Origin of the sequence: uncultured Maribacter sp. (assembly GCF_947500985.1) — a bacterium.
Lineage (GTDB): Bacteria > Bacteroidota > Bacteroidia > Flavobacteriales > Flavobacteriaceae > Maribacter.
In genome coordinates this window covers 129,022-149,411 of sequence record NZ_CANMTX010000002.1, presented here as the reverse complement: position 1 = coordinate 149,411, position 20,390 = coordinate 129,022, and the positions used below count along the sequence as shown (strand labels likewise).

The following is a 20,390-nucleotide window of genomic DNA, read 5'->3' as shown; positions in this document are numbered from 1 at the left end:
TCCCAACAAACATTAGTGATAACCGTTATCTTGGTATAAAAAAGAACAATTGCAAGACTATAAGCACATTTTAGACCGATTAAATCAGTTTATTCAAAAACACTACTCTCAAGTTCTACTGAAAGGTATATTATTATTTTTCGCCTTTGGATTACTGTTCTTCTTAATGATATTAGGAGTAGAATATTTTCTATGGATGAACACTACCGGAAGAATGATACTTTTCGGAATTTTTATAGTCGTTGAACTATTTCTTCTTTTCAAATATATTTTAACCCCAATTTTTTACTTATTTAAATGGAAACATGGTATTGGTCCAAAAGAAGCAGCTCAAATGATAGGAAAGCATTTTCCTGAAGTAGGAGATAAGCTTACTAATTTGTTAGATTTAGCAAATGACCCACAACAATCTGAATTATTACTTGCCAGTATAAATCAAAGATCAAAACAATTAGATCCCATTCCATTTTCAAACGCGATAGACTTTAGAGATTCTTTGAAATATTTGAAATATGCTATAATTCCGATAGGCATAATAGCACTTTTATTCATTTCCGGCAACTGGAATACTTTATTTGGCAGTTACGAACGTGTTGTCAACTATGAAATGGCTTATGAAAAGCCAGCACCATTTCAATTCGAATTATTATCAAATAATTTGAAAAAATTACAAGATGAAACTTTTATAATACAAGTTGCTACTAGAGGGGAAGTAAAACCTGAAAATGTATATATAGAAATAGATGGCAAACAAATTCTTTTGCAACAAAACAATGGTTTATATGAATATGAATTCACTCCACCATTAACTACAACAAACTTTAAGTTTAAGGCTAATGAAGTCAATTCTAGAGAATACACCCTTACCGCTTTAGAGACACCTTCTATTTTAGATTTCACCATGAATCTTACATATCCTTCGTACCTGAACAAACCAAATGAAAGAATAAAAAGTACTGGAAACGCTGTAATACCTGAAGGCACCAAAATACAATGGAAAATAAATGGGGAAAATACCGATAAGATTAATCTCTCCACAAAAGACACGATACTAAAGCTAACAAAAGAAAACAATACTTTCGAACTGGAAAAACGTATCTACAATGATTTCAATTATGAGCTAACAACAACCAACAAAAATGTTGAAGACTACGAACGTCTAACCTACAACTTCAAAGTAATTAAAGATGGATTTCCTTCGATTAAGGTTAATCAAGTTCTAGATAGTTTAAATCCGAATGTATCTTATTACACCGGAAATGCAACTGATGATTATGGTTTACGAAGAATAGATGTTGTGTATTTTGAAGTTGGAGAAGAAGAAAAAAAGAATACCGTAAACCTTTTGAAACCAACTTCAAATTATGAGCAATTTTATTACACTTTCCCTTCTGGTTTAAACCTTGAGGAAGGCAAAAATTATGGTTTTTATTTTGAAGTTACAGACAACGATGCTATACATAATGGTAAGACTATAAAAAGTCAAATATACCAGCAGGTATTGCTAGATGAAAATCAATTAAAAAACAAAGATTTAGAATCGCAACAATCACTAATAAAAGACCTTGATAAATCACTGCAAAAATCTAAAGAACAGAAAGAATCTTTAGAAGAGATTAATCAAAATCAGAAAGAAAAAAACAGTCTAAATTTCAATGACAAAAACCAAATAAAAGACTATCTAAAAAAACAAGAACAGCAAGAACAATTGATGCAAAAATTTAGTAAAGAATTAAAAGAAAATCTAAATAAAAAAAACAAAGATGATAAATTAAACCAATTGTTACAAGAACGTTTAGAACGGCAGGAAGAACAAGCCAAGAAAAACCAGAAACTCCTTGAAGAACTTAATAAAGTAGCTGATAAAATCAAGAAAGAAGACCTTACCAAAAAACTAGAAGAACTAGGTAAAAAACAAAAAAACAGTCAACGTAGCCTTGAACAGTTGTTAGAATTAACCAAACGGTATTATGTTACAGAAAAGGCATCTCAGATTGCACGCGATTTAGAAGAGCTAGCCAAAAAACAAGAAGAATTATCAGAACAAAAAAATGAAAATAATACCGCTGAAAAACAGAAAGAACTAAATGAACAATTTGATAAAATTTCAGCTGAAATTGACGCTTTAAAAAAGGACAATGAAAAGCTCAAAAAACCAATTGATATAAATATCGAAAAAGGTAAAAAAGAGAGTGTTGAAGAAGACCAAAAAGAAGCACTAGAAGAACTTGAAAAAAACACCTCTGAAGACCAAAATAAACCAACCAGTTCTGACACTAATAAAAAGCAAAAATCTGCTGCAGAAAAGATGAAAGAAATGAGTGAACAACTTAGCGAATCATCTTCAAGCGGAGGAGGTGGTTCATCTGTGACTGAAGATGCTGAAATGTTAAGACAAATTCTTGATAACCTTATCATATTTTCATTCAAACAAGAAACTTTATATGATCGACTTACAGCTAGAGAAGACCAAGATGCTACTCAATATTCTGAAACAGTTCGTAATCAGAATGAATTAAAGGGTTTATTCGAGCATGTAGATGATAGTCTTTTTGCATTATCACTTCGCCAGGCTGAGCTTTCAGAATTTGTAAATGAACAAATTACCGAAGTGTATTACAACATTGATAAATCTTTAGAAACTATGGCAGATGGTCAAATGTTTCAAGGTATTTCTCATCAAAAATATGTTTTAACTGCAGCAAATAGTCTTGCAGACTTTCTCGCCGAAGTAATGGATAATATGAATTCGAGTATGCAAATGGGAAAAGGTTCTGGAGAAAATGAAGGTGGTTTTCAATTGCCAGATATCATCAAAGGTCAACAAGAATTAGGTGAAAAAATGGGACAACAAGGTCAGTCTGGCAGTGAAGGAAAAGAAGGTAAAAATGGGGAAGGAAAACAGGGAGAAAATGGAGAAAGTGGAGAAAGTGGTGAAGGTGGAAAACAAGGCGAACGTGGTAAACAGGGGGCTAACGGAAAAGAAGGAGAAAACGGAAGTGAAGGAGAAAATGGGAAGAATGGAGAAGGAAAAAGTGGAAAAAATGGTAAAAATGGACAGGGTGGAGAAAGCGGTCAAGGAAAAAATGGGTCTAACGGTACAAACGGGCAAGGTTCAGGGGCAATGAGTGAAACAGAACTTAAAGAAATTTATGAAATCTATCAAAATCAACAAAAGTTAAGACAAGAATTAGAAAAACAACTGGAAAATATGATTAATTCTGGTGATCAAAAATTAGGGCAAAAATTGATTAAACAAATGGAAGATTTTGAGAACGATCTTTTAGAAAATGGAATAACACAACGTACCATCAACAAAGCCAATACTATACAGTATGAATTGTTGAAATTAGAGAACGCAGCACTTAAGCAAGGAGAAAAATCTGAACGAGAAAGTTATAGGAATACCAAAGACTTCACAAATCCTATTACTACTAAACCCTCATTATTAGATAATTATCGTAATGAAGTTGAAATTTTAAATAGGCAAAGCTTACCTTTGCGGCAAAATTTTCAATCTAAGGTTAAAGAGTACTTCAAAGCAAATGATTAATTACAATTACCTAACTGATTTTAAACTTGTAGCAGAAAATAACTTCGATTCATGGATTACAGAATCTTGTAATACCGAAGGGTTTTCTATAATTGAACTCAACTACATTTTTTGTAGTGATGACTACTTGCTTAAAATAAATCAAGATTACTTACAACACGATTATCTAACAGACATTATCACTTTTGATTATGTGTCAGGAAAAAATGTTTCGGGCGACCTTTACATTTCAATTGACCGCATAAAAGAAAACGCAGATGAGTTTAATGTTTCATTTGATAATGAATTAAAACGCGTAATGATTCATGGGGTTTTACACCTTATGGGTTATTCGGATAAATCGGATGCAGCTACTGCCGAAATGCGCGCTAAAGAAGAAGAAAAAATAAAGCTGTTCCACGTGGAACAATAGAAAATATGTTTGGAGAAGAATATGATGTAATTGTAGTTGGCGGAGGACACGCCGGTGCAGAAGCGGCAGCAGCAGCTGCAAACTTGGGTTCAAAAACCTTATTAGTAACTATGAATTTGCAAAATATAGGACAAATGTCTTGTAACCCAGCAATGGGTGGAATTGCAAAAGGACAAATTGTTAGAGAGATAGATGCTCTTGGTGGATACAGCGGAATTGTATCTGACAAATCTGCCATACAATTTAAGATGCTTAACAAATCTAAGGGACCCGCAATGTGGAGTCCTAGAACACAAAACGATAGAATGCGTTTTGCAGAAGAGTGGCGTTTAATGTTAGAACGTACTCCGAACGTAGACTTTTATCAAGAAATGGTATCTGGATTGTTGGTAGAAAATCATAAAGTTGTTGGTGTAAAAACCTCTTTAGGAATTGATATAAGATCAAAAGCAGTTGTTTTAACTAATGGTACTTTCTTAAATGGACTTATCCATATTGGTGAAAAACAATTTGGTGGAGGTAGAGCAGGAGAAAAAGCAGCAACTGGAATTACAGAACAATTGGTTGAATTAGGTTTCGAAAGTGGAAGAATGAAAACCGGAACTCCACCACGAGTAGATGGTAGATCTTTAGATTATTCTAAAATGATTGTACAACCTGGAGATGCAATTCCTGAAAAGTTTTCTTATACAAATACAAAACCATTAGCACACCAACGTGATTGTTACATGACACATACAAGTGCAATGGTTCATGATTTTTTACGTGAAGGATTTGACAGATCACCAATGTTCAATGGTAGAATAAAAAGTATTGGTCCAAGATATTGCCCTTCTATTGAAGATAAAATAAACAGATTTGCTGATAAGGATAGTCACCAAATGTTTATTGAACCAGAAGGCTGGGAAACTGTAGAAGTATATGTAAACGGATTTTCAACTTCTTTACCAGAAGATGTTCAGTTCAAAGCTTTGCGTTCTGTCGTAGGTTTTGAAAAAGTAAAATTCTTTAGACCAGGTTATGCGATAGAGTACGACTACTTTCCGCCAACACAATTAAAGCATACACTAGAAACTAAGCTAGTTGAAAATTTATATTTCGCCGGACAAATAAATGGAACCACCGGATATGAAGAAGCAGCATCGCAAGGATTAATGGCTGGAATAAATGCACATCTGAAAATTAAAGAAGAAAACCCGTTAATACTAAAAAGAGACGAAGCTTACATTGGTGTATTGATCGACGACCTAATTACAAAAGGTACAGAAGAACCATATCGTATGTTTACATCACGTGCAGAATATAGAACCTTACTTAGACAAGATAATGCTGATTTAAGATTAACACCTTTAAGCCATGCTATAGGTTTTGCAACAGATTCAAGAATGAAAAGAATGGAGCAAAAACTAGAACAATCTGAAGCTCTTGTTAACTTCTTTCGTGAAACTAGTGTATTACCAAAAGACATCAATCCTATTTTTGAAAGCGTTGATTCATCTTTAGTAAAACAATCTGATAAAATGTATAAAGCTTTTTCAAGACCGAATGTCACAATGGATCACATGCTTCAACTAGATGCAGTATCTGAATTTGTTGAACTAAATAAATTCGATGGTGAAATTCTTGAACAAGCAGAAGTACAAATTAAATACTCTGGTTACATTGCTAAAGAAAAAGTAAACGCAGACAAACTTCATAGATTAGAAGCAGTCAAGATTCCTGCTAATTTTGATTACTCGAAATTGAAATCTTTATCTTTTGAGGCAAGAGAAAAAATGACAAAAATTCAACCAGTTACCATTTCTCAAGCATCAAGAATTAGTGGAGTTACTCCGAGTGACATCAGTGTACTTTTAGTTTTTCTAGGAAGGTAGGGCAAATTGTTCCACGTGGAACAATGAAAATTAATAAGATAAATTTCAACATTCATAATTAAGACATGCCTAATAACATTTCAAAAATCTCGACAAAAGATTTTCTGGTCACTCTAGAATCATTTGAATTAGAATATGATTCTAAAAATGATATGCTAGTTACAAAACCTATACCCCAAGATTTAGAAAAATACTACGACCCTAATAATTATATTTCACATTCAGATAGTGGAAATGGTTTACTTGAAAAAATTTATCAAACTGTAAAAAAATACACATTACATAAAAAAGTAAAGCTGATAAATGAATATACCATACAAGAAAAAAAATTACTTGATATAGGGTGTGGAACCGGAGAATTTCTGATTAGTGCAAAAAACGAAAATTGGGAAACAGTAGGGGTAGAGTTAAACGATAGTGCAAGAAAGAAAGCAATAGATAAAAAACTAGAAATCTTTAAATCATTAGATCATTTAAATGATCAAAAATTTGATGTAATAACTCTATGGCATGTACTTGAACATCTACCAAATTTAGACAAGCAGATAAATAAGATAGCATCTCTTTTAAATAAAAATGGTACACTCATAATAGCTGTTCCAAATTACAAATCATATGACGCTCAATATTACAAAGAGTATTGGGCGGCCTATGATACACCAAGACATCTTTGGCACTTTTCACAAAATGCAATAAAGAGTATTTTTAAAAATAAAAAAATAGAAATAGTTAAAACGCTACCAATGTATTTTGATTCTTACTATGTTTCACTATTATCAGAAAAATATAAATCTGGTTCATCAAATTACTTAAAAGCATTTTATAGAGGTTTTATATCGAATATAAAGGCAAAGACATCTACTGAGTATTCTTCTCTAATATATGTGCTAAAAAAAGAGTAAAAAGCTATTTAGAGACGTTTTAAGAGGTTTTATAATATAAATCATATACAATATTTAAAATATTATAATAATCCCTTAAATATACCTTAAAATCAATCATAAAAATAAGTAAAATCAATATAATAAATAAATACAATAGGAAATTTCTATTTTTACTTAAATCTCATCATTTATCTCGATTTTAAAATATTTTCATTCTAAAAGCTTTATTACTTTTGCACGACATAAAAATGAAAAAATGAAAAACCTAATTTTAATTTTCGCTATCGCATTATTAGCATCTTGCCAACAAGAAAAAATCGGATACGTAGATAACGTAAAATTGATGGATGAGTATCAACAAAAAATTGATGTTGAATCAAAATTCAAAGTTAAGGCGGATGCTTTAGCCAAAACTAGAGATAGTATTTCTCAAGCTTTTCAATTAGAAGCACAAGCTTTTCAAACTAAAGCTCAAAAAATGTCTCAATCAAAAGCTCAAGAAGAATATGCAGCAATGCAACAAAGAGGTCAAATTATTGGTCAACAACTTCAACAGCAAGATCAACAATTACAAATGGAAGGTCAAACTGAAATGGACAGCATAGTTTCTAAAGTTAAAAAAGAAATTAAAGCTTACGGTCAAACAAATGGTTACTCTTACATTCTAGGTGGTGGAGATGGTGGTAGTGTTCTATATGGTAAAGAAGCTAACGATCTTACTGATGAAATAGTAAAGTTACTTAACGATAAGTACAAGAAATAAAACCTTTAATTATTCCAATAAAAAAAGCCGGTCATTGACCGGCTTTTTTTATTCTATAGCATTAGTTTCAAATCTTTCTAATTCATGTTCTATATTAAACTGATCCTTAGGTAAAAAACCTTTTACTATTAGAACAATAGCACAGATTACCAATATAATCCCAATAATCTTTTTTACATACACAATTCTTCTTGGGGTTAGTTTACGCTTTAACTGCTTTGCTAAAAGAATTTTAAAAATATCAGTAACAAAATAGGAGAGTAGTACTGTTGCAAAAAAGGTAAAGAAACGATTTGGTTCATTATCTAAAGTAGGACCAAAAATTATAATAATCCCTAACCAGAAAACAAGTACACCAATATTAATAAAGTTGAGTAAAAAACCCTTTACAAAAAGTCCGAAATAATCTGATTTTCTAATCTTTTTAGACTCTATAGGTATTACTTTTTTATCTACCTTAAAAAAGGTAACCAAACCATAGACTAATAAAATTACTCCGCCAAAAACATAAAGACCTGGTTGATTACTTAAATTTTCAAGAAGTTGAAAACTACTAAAATAAGCTACAAGAATAAATAAAACATCTGCCAATAAAACTCCTATATCGAAAGTAATAGCAGCTCTAAAACCCTTTACTGCACTTGTTTGTAACAAGACAAAGAAAACCGGCCCAACCATAAAGCTTAGGAAAAAGCCTAAAGGAATTGCTGCCTGTATATCTTCTAACATGTACTATTGCATTCTTTTAATGGTACCGCCAAATACCGTTTTCTCTTCAAGTTTCTTAGGGTTGCCAAATACCAGAACTTCCCCACCAGCTTTAACCGTGGCCTTTACATAATCTCTTGCATTAATTTCAGCTCGTGAACCTGCATTTACATTTATGGTAGAAAAATTAGTAACAAAGCCTTTACCTTCATAGACACCACCAGTATTAATTTGTACGTCTTGCAGATTTGAAGATCCTGCTGTTCTTATAACACCGCCAGAAACCGACTTTATTAACATCTGTTCTACCTCTGCACTTACAATTAATTCTCCACCTTCTTGAGCTTTTAGTTCCAAGATATCTTGTTTAATAACATCTTCTGTAACAATTCTAGCATCTTCATTCACATCAATAACTAATATATCTGCAGTATAATATAAATCTATAAAAGTTTTATAACCGCTAAATATCTTACCGATTTGCATCCGTATTTTCAAAATACCTTCATTATTAACAATAGCTACTTTACTAGTATTTTCACCTGTTATGATAACCTTGTTTTCTATAGATTTAATAAGATTAATAGATAAACCATCAAAACCTTTCAACTCTTTAAAAGGTTCTAAGTTTTGGGTAACCTCATTATCTTGGCCAGTAACCAAAAGACATCCGAAGAGAAACATTAAAATTAAAATTTGTTTCATTCTTTTCTGTGTAATTTTTCAAAGAATACACTTTAAAATTAAAATGTATTCTTAATTCAGGCTTCTTATACCAAAATCTATTCCAAATTATTTATTGTTATCCGGAATTAATGCAAAATCTAAATGCCTTTTAACTAAATCGGTGCTTTTTACCATAACAGTAATTTCATCACCTAAGGTATATGTATTCTTGGTACGTTCACCAACAATAGCGTATTGCTTTTCATCAAAGATATAATAATCTCCTTTGATGTCTCTAATACGAATCATGCCTTCACATTTATTATCAATGATTTCAACATAAATTCCCCATTCGGTAACACCACTAATAACTCCGCGGAATTCTTCATCTTTATGATCCTGCATGAATTTAATCTGCATGTACTTAATAGAATCACGTTCAGCACTTGATGCTAAATATTCCATATCTGAAGAATGCTTACATCTCTTCTCAAATTCTTCAGCATTTGCAGAACTACCACCATCTAAATAATGCTGTAATAATCTATGCACCATTACATCTGGGTATCTTCTAATCGGTGAAGTAAAATGGGTATAGTAATCAAAAGCTAATCCATAATGACCAATATTATCTATAGTATAAATCGCTTTGCTCATACTACGTATCGTAAGCGTATCTACCATATTTTGTTCTTTTTTACCTTTTACATCTTGTAGTAATTGGTTTAGAGAAGAACTTATAGATTTCTTATCCTTGAAATCTAATTTATGTCCGAATTTAGAAACAATACCATTCAAAGCCATTAACTTATCTGGATCTGGATCATTATGAATTCTATAAACAAAAGTCTTTTTTGGTTTTTGTTTACCAATAAATTCAGCCACCTTTCTATTTGCTAAAAGCATAAACTCTTCGATAAGCTTATTAGCATCTTTAGATTCTTTAAAATAAACGCCAATAGGTTCGCTATTCTCATCAAGATTAAAACGAACTTCAACTTTATCAAAAGAGAGCGCACCTTGATCCATACGCTTAGCGCGCATAATTTTAGCAAGCCTATCCATTTCTAATGTAGCCTCTACAACATCCTTAGAAACGCTATATGCAGCTTCTCTTATCGATATATCTTCTGGTATGATACCATTACCGTTCTCAATGATATACTGTGCCTCTTCATATGCAAAACGTTCGTTAGAATCGATTACAGTTCGTCCAAACCATTGATTTCTTATAATTGCATTGCTATCTAATTCAAAAATTGCTGAAAAAGTATATTTTTCTTCATTAGGTCTTAATGAACAAGCATTGTTAGAAAGCACTTCTGGTAACATAGGTACTACGCGATCTACTAAATAAACAGATGTTGCTCTTTCATAAGCTTCATCATCTAAAATGGTATCTTTTTGTAGGTAATGAGAAACATCGGCAATATGTATACCTATCTCATAATTACCATTTTCTAACTTTTGAAACGATAATGCATCATCAAAATCTTTAGCATCTTTTGGATCAATAGTAAATGTGAGAACATTACGTATATCTCTACGTTTTTTAATTTCTTCTTCTTTAATACTGGTATCTAGACCATCCGCAAAATTTTGAACATCTGCAGGAAAAGAATATGGTAGACCATACTCTGCTAAAATGGAATGAATTTCAGTATCATGTTCACCAGGTATACCTAAAACTTCGGTAACTCTACCAAAAGGAGAATCAACATCATCGGGCCAATCGGTTATTTCTACTAAAACCTTTTCACCATCATTTGCTCCATTTAATTTATCTTTTGAAACAAAAATATCGGTGTACATTCTAAAATCTGAAGGTCTTACGAATGCAAATGTCTTCTGCATATCAACAATACCAACAAAAGTTGTTTTATATCTTTCAAGTACTTTAACTATTTCACCTTCAAGCTTTTTACTTTTCTTTCTGGGATAGATATATACTTCAACTTTATCTTTATGAAAAGCTTTATTTAATTTATTGGCAGGAATAAAGATATCATCGTCCATACCATCAACAACAATATAGGCATTACCCTTACCGGTTACATCTACAGTACCTTCGTGATAAGACTTTGTATCTTCTAAAACTTTGTACTGACCTCTATCAACTTCTTGAATTCTTTTTTTCTCTTTAAGCTCCGTTAACCTTTTAATAAGGGTATTTCTATCTTGAGCATCTGTAATATCAATTTTAGCAGCAATCTGCTTATAGTTGAAACTTTTATTTGGCTCCTTTTCAAGAACTGTAAAAATTCCTCTTGTAATTTCGTTCTTTCTATGGTTCTTCGCCTTCTTATTCTTCTTCGACATTTAAACTTTTAATTTATTGGAAAATTACGAATTATAATCCACTACCTGTTATTCTACTTCTTATTGAAAAGTTAAGTAAACGAGTTGTTATTAACATATATATCATATTAGACATTTTTTCTTTTAAATTAAATTAAATATTAATGGTTATTATAGCTTGTTAATATCTAGAATAACTTAATTCAATATTACTTGTCTTTATGAGATACTAATACTTGTTGACAACCTATTATATTAATCTATAATTGAAAATCAGTATTTTGAGAAGTTATTAAACGTGGTTTATAAGTGCTATTAACATGAATTTATTAATAACTAAATGTAATTTTAATGTTAACTAGGGTTGTTAATTTGATGAAAATCCTCTAATAGTTTCTAATATTTAAATTCGTCTTCAGAAGATTAAAAGTGTAAGCAGATGTTAACTTTAATAACCAAATTTTTAAGCAACTTTTTCTAAACAATTTATGCATTAAGTAATCTTGCTTATAACATACTAATTAACAATTTTAATTTCTGATCTAACAACAATTGTTGTGAACCCCTCGTTTTTTGTTGTGAATGCCTGATTATTGTACCTTTAGCATGGTTTTGTTCCACCCCCACTGGATATAAACCTTGAACTAATAACCTTTAAATACAAAGTATATGAAAATAGCTATTGGTAATGACCATGCTGGTACAGAATACAAGTTAGCTATTATAGGTTTACTTAAATCTATACATGTTGAAGTTATTAACTATGGTACAGATGGTACTGATAGTGTTGATTATCCTGATTTTGCACACCCTGTGGCATTAGATGTTGAAAATGGTACTTCTGATTATGGAATTATAATCTGTGGTAGTGGTAATGGGGCTTGTATGACCGCTAATAAGCAACAAAATGTAAGAGCTGCCTTATGTTGGACAAAAGAGATAACTAAACTAGCTAGAGAACATAACGATGCCAATATATTAAGTTTACCGGCAAGGTATATTTCTTTACCTCAAGCACTTGAAATGGTTTCTACGTTTTTAAACACTTCTTTTGATGGAGGTAGACATGAAAGCAGAATTGAAAAGATTCCACTTCAATAGATAGTTATTATAACTATGTTGATAACCCAAAATAGTTATTACAACTACTTAATAATCAAATATTTATTAAGTTATAGATATGAACATATCTAGTTAATTAAGCAAACTCATGTTAGATATTAAAGTAATTGGTTTTAAAGAATTCGATATTGAAGAACTGTACAATGTATTACAGTTACGAAGTGATATTTTTGTCGTAGAACAAGATTGTGTTTATTTAGATTTAGATGGTAAAGATGGTAAAGCTTTTCATGTCATCGGATTTAAAGACAACACGGTGGTAGCGTATACAAGAATTTTTAAACCAGGTGACTATTTTGATCAAGCGAGTATTGGCAGAGTAGCAGTACATAAAGATTTTAGAAAATTTGGTTATGGTAAAGTAATTATGGAAGCTTCTATTAAAGCAGTTAATGAACGTTTTAGTGAAAATGAAATAAAAATTTCAGCTCAAAAATACCTTACAAAATTTTATACTGATTTAGGATTTAATGCCACCGGAAAAGAATATTTAGAAGACGGTATACCGCATTTAGAAATGATTAAAAAATAAAAAAGTCCGCAATTAGCGGACTTTTTTTATTCGTTATATTAAATTTTGATAGGCGTTTTATTACTTAAGTTTATATCCTCAAGCATATTATCGGTAAACTTATAATGACCTTTAGTAGTTATAATTCTAAATCTATTAGAGTTCATTCTACTTAAAGTATCTAAAAACAACCATTTTGATTTCAGTAATCTAGTTTTTGGTGATTTTAGACTTATATCAAAATAATATTTTCTTCCATTTTTAATAGCTACTATGTCTGGTGTAACGTTGTCTTCCATACCTTTTCTCGAATATGATTTTGGAGTTTCGTAACCCTCCACATCAGCCTTAATATTCTCGAAACCGGTAGCTTCTAAATGTTGAATTGACTTTTCTAAAAATTCTACGTTTTCTGACTTTTCTACTTTTACCATACCTATTAAGATAACAAAAAAAAGGACAATTCCTAATTTTAAACGTTGATTAACAATATGTTGTGTTTAAAAACAGATTTAAATTAGATATGATTTTTAGTTAGAAAAGTACCCTTTACTTTAAAGAAGAAAAGAATAATTACGTTGATTTAATTTTATCTGAAAGAACTTCTCCTATTTTTTTCACTACCCCAACGACCAAAGCATTACCCATAAAAAATGCTCTTTTAGTATTTGAAATACCTTCAAGTAGTGTATGATTATCTGGGAACATATTCAAGCGTTCCAATTCTACGGGGGTTAATCTACGTAACCCTTCTTTAGTGTTGATAACATGTTTAAACCGCGATGCACTTTTACCGCCTTCACCTGTTATGATTGTTCTTGACGCATTGTCTAAAGCATCAGGAAAAATCATACTACCCTCATTATAATGGTATGCAAAACCAGATTTAGAAGTCCGGGTTTCTTTTTTTGAACCTTTTAAATAATACCATTTATCATGTTCCTCTTCAGGAATATAAAATTCTTCAGGTATTTTTTCTTGCTGTAAAACATCAGCTAAGACCGTTCTTTTACCAATATAACTAGCCGTAGTTTTAGAAGTGTATACCTTTCCTTTAATGAAGACTCCGGTATTTTGAAAGGGAGATAATTTTTCACCCAAATTAAAACTTTCAGATAGCGATACTAGGTCATCGGTGATATCGAACGAAATCATTTTTGAAGAAGTGCTTGATATTGGAAAAGCTGTTGCTATAGTTCCCTTTTCAAAAATCCATTCTTCGGCAGTAGCTTTTTTAAATTTTTTGTAAAGCGGCGTAGACTTATGGTATCCTAAGAAAAAAATACGTCTTCTTCTTTGTGGCATTCCGTAATCTGCAGCGTTGATAACCCGCCATTCTACGGCATAACCTAAGTCATCCAAACTTTTAAGCATTATGGCAAAATCTCTACCTCTTTGGGTTGAAGGAGATTTTAATAATCGGTCTACATTTTCAAGAAATAAGTATTTAGGCGGATTTTTCTTTTCCGATAAAATTCTATGAATGCTCCACCATAAAACCCCTTTTTTACCAATAAGACCTTTAGAATTATTTAAGGTAGCTGCTACAGAATAATCTTGGCAAGGAAAACCACCAACCAAAATATCGGCATCTGGTATTTCTTTAGTGGGTACTTCAGAAATATCTTCATTTCTGTGATTCTCATGACCAAATCTGGCTTCATAAACTGTAGAGGCATGTTGTGCTTTCGTACTAGGCTCAAATTGATTACTCCAAACTACTTCGTAGTTCTCGGTATCCTCTAATCCTAATCGAAATCCGCCAACGCCAGCAAAAAGTTCTATGACCTTAAGTTTCTTCATTTGCGATAAAATTACATAATTTCACAAGGCTAATACTATTAGAAATTATTTTACAGATGAAGAGAATAATCTTAAAGAGGTCTTTTGTGTTGATTTTGATTGCTTTAAATACAGCATGCAGTGTACATATTGACGAAAAGAAATTATTGGTCAAAGAAATTGAAATCATAAAAAGCACTTTTGCACCCGATAAGCGTATTGCTCTTTTCAATTTAGAAGTGTTAGATGGACCATCTGGTTTTACTTTAACTGGTGAAACTAATTTACCATTAGCTGTAGATTCTTTAAATAGTCTTTTAAAGGAAAAGGGAATAAAAGCCACTAACGATATTAAAATTTTACCTGGCGCCGAGTTGGAGGGTATGACCAAAGCAGTTATTAACATATCAGCTGCAAACCTTAGAAGCAACCCTAAACATTCGGCAGAATTAGCAACTCAAGCAACTTTGGGTACTGTTGTTAACGTGCTAAAAAAAGATAGAGATTGGTATTTGATACAGACACCAGACATGTATTTAGCATGGGTAGATCCAGGCGGAATACAATTAATGAATGCGAATGATATAAACGGGTGGACAACTGCAGATAAAATTATTTACACAGATACTTATGGGCATGCATTTAATTCTGAAGAGACTAAGAATAGAATATCAGATATTGTTGCAGGAAGCTTATTAAAACTATTAAGTAGTGATGATGAATTTTTTAAAATTGAATTTCCAGATGGTAGACAGGGGTATATTTTTAAAGACGAAGCGGAAGAATACGATACTTGGTTATCAAATTTAAGTTATAACGCAGATTCACTTATTGCTACTTCAAAAACCTTAATGGGTGTACCGTATTTATGGGGTGGTACTTCTACAAAAGGCGTTGATTGTAGTGGTTACACAAAGACTATTTATTATTTAAATGGTATGGTAATTCCGCGCGATGCATCTCAACAAGTGCACACTGGTAAACCTATAGATTCTATTGCAGATTTTAGTAAATTACAGAAAGGAGATTTATTGTTCTTCGGAAGAAAAGCAACAGCAACGACCTCAGAGAAAGTAGTTCATGTAGGTATGTGGATCGGTGACAATCAATTTATACATTCATCTGAAATGGTACGTATAAGCAGTATTGATAAAGATTCGCCAAATTATGATGAATTTAATGTAGGTAGATATTTAAGAACCCAGCGCTTGTTAAATGAAGAAGACCCATTGCTTCAGAATTTAAACCTTACAAAACCGATTAAAGATTAAACCCTTTATTTTAAAAGAGGTGTTTCATCGATTTTAAGATAAATAATATAACATAGTAATAATGAGCTCGTTTTAATATAGAACGATCATTTGCGTACTATGAAAAAAACAATTCTTCTAGTTTTAATCTGCTGTTTTGTAGGATCATCTTTTGCCATCGCTCAAAACGATGCTGCTACAATATATTTTAAGGACGGAACTAAACTTCAAGGTTTAGCTAAACTTATAAATGGAGACCAGGTAAAATTCAAAAATTTTAAAGGAGATAAGGCACAAAAATATCATTTCGATAACCTTGAACAGGTAGTCATAAATGATAAAGAAAAACCCTCTACTTATATTTATTTAGAAACTCGAGAAGGATATTTCAATGTAGTAAGAGAACTAGAAATAGGTGCTGTAAATTTATATGTTCTAGAACAAACCGGATATTCTGCACCCATGTTTGTAGGTGGTGTAAACGGTCAAATGAATATGGCTCACGGGAATTATTACGATATTAAAAATCTTTACGTTAGAAGAGGTGTAAATGGAGAAATTACACACTTGGGGTCTAATCAACTTTTTAGTAAGAATTTTAAGAATGAGGCTTCAGCTTATTTTTCAGATTGTCCGGTTTTGGTGGAGAAAATTATAAATAAAGAATATAAGAAAAAGCACATTAGAGACATTGTTAATTTTTATAATCTAAAATGTAATGAGCAGCATGTGCTTATTCTTAAAAAATAGTACTAATGTATTATCTGTTTTTATTAATCTGAAGTAATAAACTCGCGTATGTCTTTACTTAGTTTAATAAAATCTGGTTCATGTGTATACATCATATGTCCCGCTTCATAATACTTCATTTCAACACGCTCTTTTACTATTCCGTTTCTATCAAAAGTATATTCAGCATCAAAAAACGGAGTAATTAAATCATAGTACCCACTCGCTACCATTACTTTCATAGCTGTATTTCTACGCATGGTTTCACCTAAATCTGGGGCAGTATTTACTGGCATCGGCTCCCAATATTTTCCATCGGGTACTGTTCTCCATCTCCAATTAGATCCACCACCAGAAGTTATATATGGTCTATCCATTTTTACCTTTAATTCTGAAGCGAAATAATGATTTAAGCTAGCAGTATAGGCAGCACTTATTTGATAACTTGCCGCATCGCCCAAATGCGGATTTTCAGAAACTTTATCTTCCTCATCACCCATAAAACGACCATCTAGTCTACCAATAGCAAACCCTTTGTCTTCTAATAGCTTTTTCTGAAAACGACCCATTAATATTCTCAAATTAGATTGTAGAATATAGGTTTTATCCAATCCTGTGAAATAAGAAAGCTTTTCAGCTATTGTGTTCTTTTCAACCTCACTTAAAGAATTGCCTTTGTATAAAGAAGGTATATAGGTATTGTATGTAAAATCTCTACATTCTTGTGTAAAGCTTTCTAAAGACTTGCCCTGACCTGCTTTTTTATGATACCAAGCTGTGGCAGCCATGCTTGGTAAATAGGTAATGAACGAAGTAATATTGTTCTTTATAGAAGTAGAACCGGCATAATCTAATGCTTGCGATATTAAAATCATTCCGTTAAGTGCCATATTTTGACCAGAACCTTCTAACGCTTTTCCAAGTGCTGCGGCACGTGTGGTTCCATAACTTTCACCAGCTAAATATTTAGGTGAAAACCAACGTTCGTTTTCAGTTACCCATTTTCTAATAAATTGAGCAAAAGAATTCACATCTTCTTTTAATCCGTAGAAATCTTTTCCTTCTCCTTTACCAACCAAACGACTATAACCGGTACCTACGGGATCAATAAAAACTAAATCGGTGACATCAAGTAAACCATGGTCGTTGTTTACTAAATTATAAGGTGCTGCGCCATCATCAGATTTGGCATCAGAATCTACTTTTACAATTTTAGGTCCGAAAAAACCCATGTGTAACCACATCGAAGCAGATCCTGGTCCGCCATTAAAAACGAAAGTTACCGGTCTTTTGGTAACATTTCCCATATTAGTTTTGGTGTAAGCAACAGACCAAAAAGCGGCAATAGAATCTCCATCTTTATTAGTTAAAAAAGTTTCTTTTGCCGTAGTGGTATAATCAATAGATGTGCCGCCAAAAACACCTTTGTGTTTAGTTATAAAAGATTTTGCTTCTGGTACGGATTTAGTTTTAGTTTCTTTTTTTGATTCTTGAGCTTTTGTTGATTGAAGAATTAAAAGACAACTAGCTAGTAATAGTAGATTTCTCATTTGGAGTAAAAGTATTGATGGTGTTGATAGTTTGTTCTATTAAAAGTAGGAATAATAAATGAACAGTTATACTGGCATTGAATGGAATATGTTTCATTTGCAAAATCCACAAACAATCTTAAAAAACCAAGATTGTTTCATGGTACTTTGAATACCTATTTCAAGCCAGGTTAAAAGAAGGACCAACAAATAGCATGCAACTACTAATTAGAAATCAAAGATAACTTAAGAGCTATTTTATTTTAAGATAGCACTGTATTTAGAATTATTACTTAATAATTCGGTAGCAGCTAAAATAGCGTCGTCATTATTTAAGTAATATTGGTATAAACCATCTCTGTAGAAATAACGTTTAACGATTTCATCTTCAAGATTCTTTTGAATCTCACTTTGGTATTTGTCCAACGCATTGATTTTACCTTTTTCTATGTTCGCTAACAAGGTTTTGTAGCTATCCTTAACATCTGAGCCTAAAAAGTCGTTTTCATCGCCTGAGAGCGCTTTTTTGATTGCTTCTTCTGCCTTGGTCTCGAATGAGAAACTACTTTGCTTTACATAGTTTTTAAAAGCGTTAAAATCAGCATCTGTAAATTTGAAATCAGCAACAGTATTATACTTATGTGCATAATGGTAGTTGGTAGCATAATCGAAAATGACGTTATTCTGTAACAATGCTATAGTAAGGTCATTTGTTTTAGAAGTAGCTACTTCTATATCTGGCAAAATACCGCCACCATCTTGTACTTTTCTACCGTTACGAGTAGTAAAATCGTTAAAGGTAGTATTGCGCACCGCTTTACCACTTTCATCTCTGTTCCAATAATCTAATGATTGTATACAACGACCAGAAGAGGTGTAATATCTAGAAATGGTTACTTTTAATTGTGTACCATAAGTTAATTTAAGGGGGCGTTGCACCAAGCCTTTTCCAAAACTTCTGGCACCCATAATTACTGCCCTGTCTAAATCTTGTAAGCTGCCAGAAACAATTTCACTGGCAGAGGCACTACTACCATTAACCAATACCACTAATGGAATTTCCTCATCAACGGGTTGGTTATTTGTATGATATTCTCGGTTGAACTTTTTAACCTTAGATTTTGTAGTTACTACTAATTCCCCTTTTGGTACAAATAAGTTAGTCACATTAATAGCTTCAGATAATAATCCGCCAGGGTTACCTCTTAAATCTAAGATGATTTTTTCTGCACCTTTTCCTTTCAAATCTAATAAAGCAGATTTGGTCTGTTCTGTTGCTTTGGCGTTGAACTTTGCTAAAACAATGTACCCGGTTTTGTTATCTATCATTTTAAAGAAAGGAACAGCATCTACTTCAATACCTTCACGGGTAATAGCTGTAGTATTTAATTTACCTTGTCTTTTGTAAGTAACATCTATCGTAGATCCGTTAGCCCCTTTTAAAAGCTCACTTGCGTTATCTTCAAAATCGGCTACTTTGATATCGCCTATCTGTATTATTTCATCACCGGCCTTCAATCCTGCTTTATCTGCGGGATATCCCTGGTGTGGTTCAATAATTAGTAATTTATCATCAAAAGAACGCACCATAGCACCAATACCAGAATATTCGCCAGCATTGTTTATGCGATACGTTTCAACATCTTGTTCGTTTAAAAATTTGGTATACGGATCCAATTCGTTCAGCATATTTTTAATGGCGGTATCCATTAATTCTGCTGGGTTAGTTTCGTCCACATAGTTCATGTTCAATTCTTTGAACAAGGTGGTAAAGATTTCGATCTGTTTGGCTATTTCAAAAAAGTCGCTTTTATAACTACTTCCTACAAATAGAAAAGCGATGGCAATTATGGGTACAAGTACTTTTTTACTTATTATTTTTTTCATCAATCTGTAGCTTAAACTTGTTTAAAACGAGCTTCATTTTATGATCTAACTGCTCAAAGGTGGGTATATCCTTACCAAGGTATAAAAATAGAAACGCAAAGTTTGCATCTGTATTGTTAAAAACCGGCGCTTTATTAAGTCTATAAGACTCTCTAAGTAACCGTTTAATCTTATTTCTATCGACTGCACTTTTAAAATTTCGTTTAGATACGGTAACCCCTGTTTTAATAGGCACTTCTTTTTGTTCTACGGAAAGGTAAATTAATTTCAACGGATATACGGAAACACCTCTTCCCTCTTCGAACAATTGGGTGATGAGTATTTTACTTTTTAGTTTTTCCTTTTTTCCGAAGGATGCATCCATTATAAAAGAAGTATTAAAAAGAATTAGCCCCCAATGAGGGGGCGTAAATATCTTAAAG

Annotated in this window: 17 protein-coding genes; 9 read left to right on the top strand and 8 right to left on the bottom strand. The window is 32.1% G+C overall.

What is annotated here, in order from left to right:
- The first annotated feature begins 49 nt into the window (after nucleotides 1-49).
- The 5 genes from Q0871_RS04255 to Q0871_RS04235 all read left to right on the top strand — a co-directional run bounded on the left by Q0871_RS04255 (nucleotide 50) and on the right by Q0871_RS04235 (nucleotide 7,486).
- Nucleotides 50-3,553 carry a DUF4175 family protein gene (locus Q0871_RS04255; RefSeq protein WP_299318277.1) on the top strand — a complete coding sequence of 1,168 codons (3,504 nt, stop codon included), beginning with the start codon at nucleotides 50-52 and terminating at the stop codon, nucleotides 3,551-3,553.
- A complete protein-coding gene (gene ybeY, locus Q0871_RS04250; RefSeq protein WP_299318276.1) occupies nucleotides 3,546-3,965 on the top strand; it encodes an rRNA maturation RNase YbeY in 420 nt (139 codons plus the stop codon). Before Q0871_RS04255 ends, ybeY begins: the two co-directional genes overlap by 8 nt.
- Before the next feature lie 5 nt (nucleotides 3,966-3,970).
- Complete coding sequence (gene mnmG, locus Q0871_RS04245) at nucleotides 3,971-5,839, top strand: tRNA uridine-5-carboxymethylaminomethyl(34) synthesis enzyme MnmG (protein WP_299318273.1); 1,869 nt, start codon at nucleotides 3,971-3,973, stop codon at nucleotides 5,837-5,839.
- 65 nt (nucleotides 5,840-5,904) lie between these two features.
- Nucleotides 5,905-6,741 (top strand): class I SAM-dependent methyltransferase, encoded by an 837-nt coding sequence (locus Q0871_RS04240; RefSeq protein WP_299318270.1) that lies wholly within the window; start codon nucleotides 5,905-5,907, stop codon nucleotides 6,739-6,741.
- Between the two features lie 238 nt (nucleotides 6,742-6,979).
- Nucleotides 6,980-7,486, top strand: coding sequence for an OmpH family outer membrane protein (locus Q0871_RS04235; protein WP_299318267.1), 507 nt, complete (start codon nucleotides 6,980-6,982; stop codon nucleotides 7,484-7,486).
- Between the two features lie 48 nt (nucleotides 7,487-7,534).
- Here Q0871_RS04235 and Q0871_RS04230 read toward each other — a convergent pair whose 3' ends face one another.
- The 3 genes from Q0871_RS04230 to rnr form a co-directional block, all read right to left on the bottom strand.
- Nucleotides 7,535-8,215, bottom strand: coding sequence for a LysE family transporter (locus Q0871_RS04230; RefSeq protein ID WP_299318264.1), 681 nt, complete (start codon nucleotides 8,213-8,215; stop codon nucleotides 7,535-7,537).
- A 3-nt stretch (nucleotides 8,216-8,218) separates the two neighbouring features.
- On the bottom strand, nucleotides 8,219-8,899 hold the full coding sequence (locus Q0871_RS04225) for a head GIN domain-containing protein (protein WP_299318261.1): 681 nt from the start codon (nucleotides 8,897-8,899) through the stop codon (nucleotides 8,219-8,221).
- 87 nt (nucleotides 8,900-8,986) lie between these two features.
- A complete protein-coding gene (rnr, locus tag Q0871_RS04220) occupies nucleotides 8,987-11,179 on the bottom strand; it encodes a ribonuclease R (RefSeq protein WP_299318257.1) in 2,193 nt (730 codons plus the stop codon).
- 648 nt (nucleotides 11,180-11,827) lie between these two features.
- Here rnr and Q0871_RS04215 point away from each other — a divergent pair.
- Together Q0871_RS04215 and Q0871_RS04210 are read left to right on the top strand one after the other, a co-directional pair.
- Nucleotides 11,828-12,259 carry an RpiB/LacA/LacB family sugar-phosphate isomerase gene (locus Q0871_RS04215; RefSeq protein ID WP_299318254.1) on the top strand — a complete coding sequence of 144 codons (432 nt, stop codon included), beginning with the start codon at nucleotides 11,828-11,830 and terminating at the stop codon, nucleotides 12,257-12,259.
- 109 nt (nucleotides 12,260-12,368) lie between these two features.
- The gene (locus Q0871_RS04210) at nucleotides 12,369-12,812 is read left to right on the top strand and encodes a GNAT family N-acetyltransferase (protein ID WP_299318251.1); all 444 of its coding nucleotides are present in this window, start codon (nucleotides 12,369-12,371) and stop codon (nucleotides 12,810-12,812) included.
- 38 nt (nucleotides 12,813-12,850) lie between these two features.
- Here Q0871_RS04210 and Q0871_RS04205 read toward each other — a convergent pair whose 3' ends face one another.
- Both Q0871_RS04205 and dcm read right to left on the bottom strand, forming a co-directional pair.
- The gene (locus Q0871_RS04205) at nucleotides 12,851-13,225 is read right to left on the bottom strand and encodes a hypothetical protein (RefSeq protein WP_299318249.1); all 375 of its coding nucleotides are present in this window, start codon (nucleotides 13,223-13,225) and stop codon (nucleotides 12,851-12,853) included.
- Between the two features lie 139 nt (nucleotides 13,226-13,364).
- Entirely contained in the window at nucleotides 13,365-14,594 is a 1,230-nt protein-coding gene (dcm, locus tag Q0871_RS04200; protein WP_299318246.1) for a DNA (cytosine-5-)-methyltransferase, read from the bottom strand.
- Nucleotides 14,595-14,650: 56 nt separating this feature from the next.
- On the opposite strand from dcm, the gene Q0871_RS04195 reads away from it, so the two are divergent.
- A complete protein-coding gene (locus Q0871_RS04195; RefSeq protein WP_299318244.1) occupies nucleotides 14,651-15,844 on the top strand; it encodes an SH3 domain-containing C40 family peptidase in 1,194 nt (397 codons plus the stop codon).
- 99 nt (nucleotides 15,845-15,943) lie between these two features.
- Complete coding sequence (locus tag Q0871_RS04190) at nucleotides 15,944-16,573, top strand: hypothetical protein (RefSeq protein ID WP_299318243.1); 630 nt, start codon at nucleotides 15,944-15,946, stop codon at nucleotides 16,571-16,573.
- Between the two features lie 23 nt (nucleotides 16,574-16,596).
- Here Q0871_RS04190 and Q0871_RS04185 read toward each other — a convergent pair whose 3' ends face one another.
- From Q0871_RS04185 to rnpA, 3 genes are all read right to left on the bottom strand, one after another.
- Nucleotides 16,597-18,102: a peptidase S10 gene (locus Q0871_RS04185; protein WP_299318240.1), complete on the bottom strand. Its 1,506-nt coding sequence runs from the start codon at nucleotides 18,100-18,102 to the stop codon at nucleotides 16,597-16,599.
- 237 nt (nucleotides 18,103-18,339) lie between these two features.
- Complete coding sequence (locus Q0871_RS04180; RefSeq protein WP_299318238.1) at nucleotides 18,340-19,968, bottom strand: S41 family peptidase; 1,629 nt, start codon at nucleotides 19,966-19,968, stop codon at nucleotides 18,340-18,342.
- Nucleotides 19,949-20,332 carry a ribonuclease P protein component gene (gene rnpA, locus Q0871_RS04175; protein WP_299318236.1) on the bottom strand — a complete coding sequence of 128 codons (384 nt, stop codon included), beginning with the start codon at nucleotides 20,330-20,332 and terminating at the stop codon, nucleotides 19,949-19,951. The genes Q0871_RS04180 and rnpA overlap by 20 nt, the downstream gene beginning before the upstream one ends.
- Between the last annotated feature and the right edge of the window lie 58 nt (nucleotides 20,333-20,390).